At 64.2% G+C, this 5,808-nt stretch carries 8 protein-coding genes and 1 riboswitch; of the genes, 5 read left to right on the top strand and 3 right to left on the bottom strand.

Annotated features, from left to right (window positions below; translation table 11 throughout):
• Positions 1 to 23 precede the first annotated feature (23 nt).
• Together EN884_RS22850 and EN884_RS22845 are read right to left on the bottom strand one after the other, a co-directional pair.
• Positions 24 to 500 carry an isoprenylcysteine carboxylmethyltransferase family protein gene (locus EN884_RS22850; RefSeq protein ID WP_024501351.1) on the bottom strand — a complete coding sequence of 159 codons (477 nt, stop codon included), beginning with the start codon at positions 498 to 500 and terminating at the stop codon, positions 24 to 26.
• Positions 497 to 1,495 (bottom strand): DUF1624 domain-containing protein, encoded by a 999-nt coding sequence (locus EN884_RS22845; RefSeq protein ID WP_063168230.1) that lies wholly within the window; start codon positions 1,493 to 1,495, stop codon positions 497 to 499. The genes EN884_RS22850 and EN884_RS22845 overlap by 4 nt, the downstream gene beginning before the upstream one ends.
• 223 nt (positions 1,496 to 1,718) lie before the next feature.
• Between EN884_RS22845 and EN884_RS22840 the strand changes: the two genes are divergently transcribed.
• The 5 genes from EN884_RS22840 (at position 1,719) to cobO (ending at position 5,305) form a co-directional block, all read left to right on the top strand.
• Positions 1,719 to 2,918, top strand: coding sequence for an MFS transporter (locus EN884_RS22840; protein ID WP_013531116.1), 1,200 nt, complete (start codon positions 1,719 to 1,721; stop codon positions 2,916 to 2,918).
• 65 nt (positions 2,919 to 2,983) lie between these two features.
• Positions 2,984 to 3,180: riboswitch (cobalamin riboswitch) on the top strand.
• 35 nt (positions 3,181 to 3,215) lie between these two features.
• A complete protein-coding gene (locus EN884_RS22835) occupies positions 3,216 to 3,395 on the top strand; it encodes a CbtB domain-containing protein (protein WP_013531117.1) in 180 nt (59 codons plus the stop codon).
• Positions 3,396 to 3,410: 15 nt separating this feature from the next.
• Positions 3,411 to 4,181: a CbtA family protein gene (locus tag EN884_RS22830; RefSeq protein WP_013531118.1), complete on the top strand. Its 771-nt coding sequence runs from the start codon at positions 3,411 to 3,413 to the stop codon at positions 4,179 to 4,181.
• Positions 4,174 to 4,689, top strand: coding sequence for a bifunctional adenosylcobinamide kinase/adenosylcobinamide-phosphate guanylyltransferase (gene cobU / locus EN884_RS22825; RefSeq protein WP_063168229.1), 516 nt, complete (start codon positions 4,174 to 4,176; stop codon positions 4,687 to 4,689). The genes EN884_RS22830 and cobU overlap by 8 nt, the downstream gene beginning before the upstream one ends.
• A 1-nt stretch (position 4,690) precedes the next feature.
• Positions 4,691 to 5,305, top strand: a complete 615-nt coding sequence (gene cobO / locus EN884_RS22820; protein WP_063168228.1) for a cob(I)yrinic acid a,c-diamide adenosyltransferase — start codon at positions 4,691 to 4,693, stop codon at positions 5,303 to 5,305.
• Positions 5,306 to 5,341: 36 nt separating this feature from the next.
• On the opposite strand, the gene EN884_RS22815 is transcribed toward cobO, so the two are convergent.
• Positions 5,342 to 5,808 (bottom strand): cobalamin biosynthesis protein (locus EN884_RS22815; protein ID WP_206617625.1); only part of this gene is annotated, 467 nt, incomplete at its 5' end.

Here is a 5,808-nt window from a genome sequence, read left to right as displayed (position 1 = left end):
AGATTGGCCGCTTGAAAGCCAGCTCAAATCCAGCGGCGCACGCGTTTGGCGTAGTCGCGGTATTTCTTGCCGAATTTTGCCGCCAGCACCTTTTCCTCGCCTTCGATCGCCACCTTCTGCGTGGCATAGGCGGCGATGAACGCCAGCGGCAGGAACCACACGATGCCCGAGACAAAGGCGACGCCGATCAACAGCAGCGTGTTGGCCAGATACATCGGATTGCGGGTGACGCCGAAGGGACCCGTGGTGACCAGGTGATCGGGTACAGCGTTGGGGTTGAGCGTGGTCTTGGCCCGGATCATGGTGCGGATCGCGGTGAACCAGAGTGCGGCGACGGCAAACAGCGCCACCCAGCCGGCCGCGAACAGGATATCGCCCAGCAGGTCGCCGATCCAGGGCAGGGGATAGAGCAGGCCCAGTGCGATGCTGACGGCGATGGCGGCGATGTAGATCAGCGGCGGCCACGGTATGAGCCCCGGCTTCGGCTGGTTCTCGGTCATTCGGCCCCTCCCTCCATCAACTTGCTGTCGGTCTTGGCGGTGCACATGCCGGCGAGATCGGACAAATGCGCTTTCCACTCCGCAGTCTGATCGTTGTTGTAGAGCCTATCAAGCGTGGACTCGCCCTCGAGTGTATCGAGCATGCAGACACAGTAGCTCGTACAGAACTCGGTGTCGCGCGACTGCTCGCAGGACAGCTGGCAGGTTTTGAGGAAATTCACCTGCGGGGTTTCGACCTGCGCCGGCATGATCTGCGAGAACAGCCAGACGCAGCCGATCAGCAGCGGCTGGTGGATCAAATAGAAAGCCAGGCTGTGCCGACCGATGAAGACCAGCGGGTTGGCCAAGCGACCGGGCGCCAGATTGGCAAGCCTGGCAAGCAGGCCGGCACCTGCGGCGAGTTTCGTCACCGCGATGCCCGCAAGCACGGCGCCGAACCACGGAAACAGCGGAACGTAGTCGTTGGAGCGCGGATTGGTCGCCGACAGGCCGACCCACCACAGCCATGGGTGATCGAAGGCCTCGAAGCGCAGATAGACGGGGGCGGCGATAACGAGCGCAGCGACGACAAGCGTCAGCAGCGCCGGCAGGCGCAGGAAGGCGAGACCGAGCAGGCTGGCCAGCGCGATCTCGTGCAAGATGCCGAAGAAGATGAAGCCGTCCGGAGTGGCTATGCGGGTGACGACCGAAATCGCGATCGCGGCTCCGGCGACCATGGCGAACCGCTTCCAGAAGCCGTTCCAGCGGATTTGTCGGCCGTGGGCGAGATACAGGCTGACGCCGACCAGGAACAGGAAGGTCGAGGCGATGCAGCGCGCGTAGATCTTCCACCAGCCGAAGGCGGTCAGGCCGGGATCGGTGTAGCCGAAGAACTCCAGATCCCAGGTGAAATGGTAGCTTGCCATGGCGATCAGCGCGATGCCGCGCACGATGTCGATGGCGACGATGCGCTTTGGTCGATCCTGAACGGGTGCGGTCGGCGTTTGGATGCTCATGGTCTCGCATTCTGATTCAGCCCCGCTGGAGGACTATCACGGTTGCCCGGGACAAAAGAAGACCGGCAACCCTGCCGATAGCGCCGGATCAGCCGCGGCATTGGGCCAGTGCCGGAAAGCCTTTGGCCGGCTTCGCTTTTGCCGGATGCACGTCGGTTTCCTCTTATTGGCGCTGAGGTCGCCACGGCAGATTTGACCCGGTGAATCTGCTTCGGGGAAAGCAATGTCCACCCATGTGCGCCATCCGATCTGGCTACCGGCCCTCAAGGCCGCGGACGCGCGCACCTTCGCTTCGCTCTATGCGGTCGAATCCTTCGCCCGCGCCACGGTGTCGAGCGTCATCCCGATCCAGGCTTACGAGATCCTGCACAACGAGCAGATCGTCTCGATCCTCTACACCGTCGTGGCGATGCTCGGCCTGTCGGTGACATTGTTCATGCCGATGCTGATCCGCCGTTTCGCCCGGCGCTGGGTCTACACGGCGGGCGCCTGCCTGCTGGCCATTGGCTCGCTGTTCTTCGTCACCGACACGCTTGCCGGGCAACTGGCCGGCATGCTGTGCCGGGTGATGGGCGCCAGCGCGCTGTCGATCACGCTCAACCTCTACATCATGGACCACATCCGCAAGACCGACTTCATGCAGGCCGAATCGCTGCGCATGGCGTGGTCGATGCTGGCCTGGACCGGTGGGCCGACGCTCGGCATCTTCCTCTACACGCGCTTCGGCGTCTATGCCGCGCATGGCGCGGTGGCCGTGTTCGCGTTAGCCTTGCTGGCATTGTTCTGGACCTACCGGCTCGGCGACAACCCGTCGATCCGTCCCGGCAAGACGCGACCAGCCAATCCGCTCGCCAATATCGGCCGCTTCATCGCCCAGCCCAGGCTCAGGCTGGCCTGGCTGATCGCGTTTGGGCGCTCCTGTTTCTGGACGACGTTCTTCGTCTATGGGCCGCTGTTCATGGTCATTACGGGTGAGGGCAAGCTGGCCGGCGGCCTGCTGGTTTCGGCCGGCAACGCGCTTTTGTTCATGGCGATTTTCTGGGGCAAGGCGGGAAAGCGCTTTGGCGGCCGCAGGACCATGACATTTGCCTATTTCGCCATGTCGGTCGCGCTTCTGGCGGCGGGCTTCGTCGGCGAAACCGTGCCGCTGCTCACCGGCGCCTTCCTGCTCTGCGGCGCCTTCTTCACCATTGCACTCGACGCGCTCGGCTCGACCGCCTTCATGCGCTCGGTGCGCTCCTATGAAAGATCGCAGATGGCGGCAGTCTATCGCACCTATCTCGACTTTTCCGAGCTGACGCCGCCGCTGGTCTATTCGGTGGTGCTGGCCTTCTTCGGCCTGGGCTCGGTGTTCGTCACGCTCGGCCTGCTGGCGGCGGTCTGCGGCTTCGTGACGTGGCGCTATCTGCCGAAATCGCTTTGACCTTCATGGCGCATTCGCAACGGTCGCCGGCGGAATTTGGTTTGCCGGACGCGAGGATTCTGCCTATAGTCGCCGGTGTCGCCGGTTCCATTTTGGAGCCAAGAGGGAATGCGGTAAGGGCGGATTTCGCCCAATGCCGTGGCTGCCCCCGCAACTGTGTGCGGTAGTCCTCTCCATATGCCACTGAAGATTTTTCTTCGGGAAGGTGGGGAAGGACGCTGATCCGTGAGCCAGGAGACCTGCCGGCGACAGGAAACTGACTTCGATGCCCTCGGGTGGAGGGCGAAAGGACAAGACATGACTACCGCTTCCGTCTCCCTCGGCGCTTCCGTCTCCTCGCAGTCGCGCTTCATGCAGCTTGCGCTCGCCGCGCTGCTCGGCATTTTCGTGATGGGCTTTGTCGGCTTCTCGCATATCGATGCGGTCCACAATGCGGCTCACGACTATCGCCATTCGATGGCGTTTCCCTGCCACTGACGAGGGGCTGACATCATGAACCTGTTTCGCAACGTCGTGTTCATCGCGGCGATCGCAGGGCTCGTGGCCGGCGTCGTTCTCGCCTGCATGCAGGCCTATGCGACCGTGCCGCTGATCCTGAAGGCGGAAGTCTACGAACAGGCGGGCGGCGGGCATCACCATGACCATGCCGCTCCGGCAGCAACGGATAGCAATGCCATGAGCACAGCCGCTCCGGCCCCTGCCGAAGCGACTGCTGCGGCGGAAGACGAGGGCTGGGCGCCGGCAGACGGTTTCGAGCGTTTCGCCTTCAGCGTGCTTGCCAACATCGTCACCGGCATCGGCTTCGGGTTGATCCTGGTCGCGGTTTCCGAATTCGCCGGCGGTATCGGTGGTTGGCGCCAGGGCGTGTTCTGGGGCTTGGCCGGCTTTGCCGTGTTCACGCTGGCGCCGGGCCTCGGCCTGCCGCCGGAACTGCCGGCCATGCCGGCCGCCGATCTCACCCAGCGCCAGATCTGGTGGTGGGCAACGGTGGCGGCAACCGCTGCCGGTCTCGGCCTGATCGCGTTCCGCAAGTCGCTGCCGCTGGCGATCCTTGCCGTCCTTTTGATCGTCGCACCGCATGTTGTCGGGGCACCGCAGCCCGACAGTTACGAGACGGCGATTCCGGAAGGGCTGCATCACCAGTTCGTGGTGGCGGTGACCGTGACCAATCTGGTGTTCTGGCTGGTGCTCGGAGCGGTCGTCGGTGTGGTGCGCGGTCGCTTCACCGGCACCGCGACCAGCCTGCGCGACAGCTTTGCCTGATCGCAAGACACTGACCTTTCTCATCGGCGGTGCGCGCTCCGGCAAGAGCGCGCACGCCGAAATTTTGGCAACCGCCTTGCCGCCGCCCTGGACCTATATCGCCACGGCGCAAGCCTATGATGACGAGATGCGTGAGCGCATCGCGTTGCACCGGTCGCGGCGCGGCGAAGGCTGGACGACCATCGACGCACCGCTCGATCTCGCCGGCGCGCTTGCCGCCTTGCCGGACGATCGGCCGGTGCTTGTCGACTGCCTGACGCTGTGGCTGACCAACCATATGCTGGCCGAACACGATTTCGAGCTGGAATGCCGGCGATTGGCGGAGGTGCTGTCGCGGCCGCGCGGACCCTGGTTCTTGGTGTCCAATGAAGTCGGACAAGGCATCGTGCCGGACAATGCACTGGCGCGCCGCTTTCGCGATGCCGCCGGCCGGCTCAACCAGCAGGTCGCGGCGATTGCCGATACGGTGCTGCTGATGGTGGCGGGGCTGCCGCTCAAGGTGAAATGATATGACCGATATCGACGATAAGGACGAAGAGCGCCACCGCGCCAAGATGGCCAAGCGCAAGGCGGTGCAGGATGCCGAGGTGGCGAGCAAGACGGTCGAGAAGGGATTGCTCATCGTCAACACCGGCCCGGGCAAAGGCAAGACCACGGCCGCCTTCGGGCTGGCGCTGCGGATGCTCGGCTACGGCAAGCGCGTCGGTGTCGTCCAGTTCATCAAGGGCAAGTGGCACACCGGCGAGAAAGACGCCTTCGCCGCCTTCGGCGACCGTGTCGTGTGGCACGCGATGGGCGAGGGGTTCACCTGGGAAACCCAGGATCTGAAGCGCGACATCGCTGCCGCCGAAGCCGCCTGGGCCAAGGTGCTCGAACTGATGGCCGATCCGTCGATCAGCCTGCTGGTGCTCGACGAATTGAACATTGCGCTGCGCTACGACTATCTCGATCTCGACAGAGTGGTTGGCGCGCTAAAAGCGCGGCGCGAGGGCCTGCATGTCGTTGTCACCGGCCGCAACGCCAAGCCGGCGCTGGTCGAGGCCGCAGACCTCGTCACCGAAATGAGCGTGACCAAGCATCATTTTTCCGCCGGCGTGAAAGCGCAGCAGGGGATCGAGTTCTGAGTGTTCCTCAACCTCCCCAGACGGGGGAGGGTGAGGTTAGGTCACAACGATGACAACGACCGAAACCAACCCGAACAGAGCGATCAGCAGATAGTCGGCGACGCGATAGAGTTTCAGCGCCTGCCTGATGTCGAGGCTGTCGGCTTCACGCCGCCCACCTTCGCCCATGAAGACGTCGTCGACCAGCACGCCGCCATAGAAGCGCGGGCCGGCGAGCGCCAGGCCGAGCGCACCGGCCATCGCCGCTTCCGGCCAGCCGGCATTGGGCGAGCGGTGTTTTTTCGCGTCGCGCCGCACCGCATGCCAGGCTTTTTTCGCATCAGCGCCTTTGACGAAGAACGCCGCCAGCACGATCAGAAGCGCCGTCAGCCGCGACGCCGGCAGGTTGATCCAATCGTCAAAGCGCGCCGCCGCCCAGCCGAACGCCTCGTGGCGCGGGGTGCGGTGGCCGATCATCGAATCGGCGGTGTTGGCGGCCTTGTAGGCGGCGCCGCCGGCCAGGC

Source organism: Mesorhizobium sp. M7A.F.Ca.AU.001.01.1.1, from assembly GCF_004022735.1.
GTDB classification, from domain to species: Bacteria; Pseudomonadota; Alphaproteobacteria; order Rhizobiales; family Rhizobiaceae; genus Mesorhizobium; species Mesorhizobium ciceri.
This window is presented reverse-complemented; position numbering and strand designations above follow the sequence as displayed.

Excerpts from the sequence above, each read along its gene's own strand:
- EN884_RS22835 (WP_013531117.1), top strand. The coding sequence starts at position 3,216 with ATGACTACCGCTTCCGTCTCCCTCGGCGCTTCCGTCTCCTCGCAGTCG.
- EN884_RS22850 (WP_024501351.1), bottom strand. The coding sequence starts at position 500 with ATGACCGAGAACCAGCCGAAGCCGGGGCTCATACCGTGGCCGCCGCTG.
- cobO (WP_063168228.1), top strand. The coding sequence starts at position 4,691 with ATGACCGATATCGACGATAAGGACGAAGAGCGCCACCGCGCCAAGATG.
- EN884_RS22830 (WP_013531118.1), top strand. The coding sequence starts at position 3,411 with ATGAACCTGTTTCGCAACGTCGTGTTCATCGCGGCGATCGCAGGGCTC.
- EN884_RS22845 (WP_063168230.1), bottom strand. The coding sequence starts at position 1,495 with ATGAGCATCCAAACGCCGACCGCACCCGTTCAGGATCGACCAAAGCGC.
- EN884_RS22840 (WP_013531116.1), top strand. The coding sequence starts at position 1,719 with ATGTCCACCCATGTGCGCCATCCGATCTGGCTACCGGCCCTCAAGGCC.